This is a genomic window from Oleiphilus sp. HI0128, assembly GCF_001635365.1.
Genome location: NZ_LWGG01001000.1, coordinates 1 through 1,231 on the forward strand (window position 1 = coordinate 1; position 1,231 = coordinate 1,231).

2 protein-coding genes are annotated in these 1,231 nt (G+C 40.2%); both read left to right on the plus strand.

Going from position 1 to position 1,231, the window contains the following annotated elements; translation table 11 throughout:
* Positions 1 to 329 precede the first annotated feature (329 nt).
* Positions 330 to 602, plus strand: a complete 273-nt coding sequence (locus A3763_RS16985) for a type II toxin-antitoxin system RelB/DinJ family antitoxin (RefSeq protein ID WP_068511093.1) — start codon at positions 330 to 332, stop codon at positions 600 to 602.
* Complete coding sequence (locus tag A3763_RS16990) at positions 602 to 874, plus strand: type II toxin-antitoxin system YafQ family toxin (protein ID WP_068511095.1); 273 nt, start codon at positions 602 to 604, stop codon at positions 872 to 874. The genes A3763_RS16985 and A3763_RS16990 overlap by 1 nt, the downstream gene beginning before the upstream one ends.
* The last annotated feature ends 357 nt before the right edge of the window (positions 875 to 1,231 follow it).

Here is a 1,231-nt window from a genome sequence, read left to right on the forward strand (position 1 = left end):
AATTCTTACCTGAACTGTCAACGAAACCACCCATCAAAGTGACCCGATTACGCTGAGCAAAAAACTAATTTTTAGAACACTGAACCTTGATGATAACCTGACTTTATAAGAAGGCCATCTTTGCACAAAACTAAGAAAACCGCGTACAAGTGTTTGGTACTTTTGCGCATATAACGCCGCCATTTGCGGTCGAAGTTTGATGGCGACTTTTATGCGTTTCTTTGCATAAAAGGTGACAGAAAACGAGATCCGCAAGATGGCCTTGTTACATGCACTTTGCTATACTTCGTTTTACTATGTATTACATATTAAGCAAATAGGTATCAAATATGAAGACAGAAATGCTAAGTACACGCATAGACCATGACACAAAGCTAGCATTTACTAATGTATGTGACGATATGGGTCTAAGCACCTCGCAAGCCTTAAAGCTATTTGCCAAAGCTGTTATTAATTATGGTGGAATACCTTTTGAACTTAAAGCAAAAACACCAAATACTTTGACAGCAAATGCAATTGAAGAGCTAGAGTCTGGAAATGGCACTAAAGCTGGAACTATTGAAGAGCTTTTTAACCATTTAGACATTGGTGGCTTGAAATAATGCTCACACTTGAATACGCAACGCAATTTAAAAAAGATTTTAAGAAAATTGCGAAACTGCCCATTCCTGATGTAGTTGAAGTTGGGCACGTGATTAAACTATTACAGCTTGGGGAAACTTTGCCAGATAAATATGTTGATCATATGTTGTCGGGTAATTGGCAAGGTTACCGTGATTGTCATGTTAAGCCAGACTTGCTTTTAATATATAAAGCAGATAATAACTCTTTAAAACTTGCAAGGATTGGAACTCATAGTGAGCTATTTCGCTAGCATGTAACGCTTTTATAAACGGCGCACGGCTCTATCGTGCGTCCAACGCAGGCCACGTGTTTTTGTGGCCGGAGTGATGTTTGATGAACTGGTTAGATGTTTTAGAACACCCAACTACACCAAACACCACGTTAAAACCTTTGTACTGGCCCAGAGACAAAAACACCCTAGATGGCGACTTTACCGGACTCCCTAGGAACACACCACCGACGAAGCCTCTACAAATTCAAATGTGCCTGAGAAACTTAAACAGCAGAGCGGAACAGTGGGAAAACGTGCCACCTACCCTAAAACTTTAAACGGAGGAATACATGATAAGAAACGAGCATTCCCTGCCGAATATTGAGCCCTAAACCT

Excerpts from the sequence above, each read along its gene's own strand:
- A3763_RS16985 (WP_068511093.1), top strand. The coding sequence starts at position 330 with ATGAAGACAGAAATGCTAAGTACACGCATAGACCATGACACAAAGCTA.
- A3763_RS16990 (WP_068511095.1), top strand. The coding sequence starts at position 602 with ATGCTCACACTTGAATACGCAACGCAATTTAAAAAAGATTTTAAGAAA.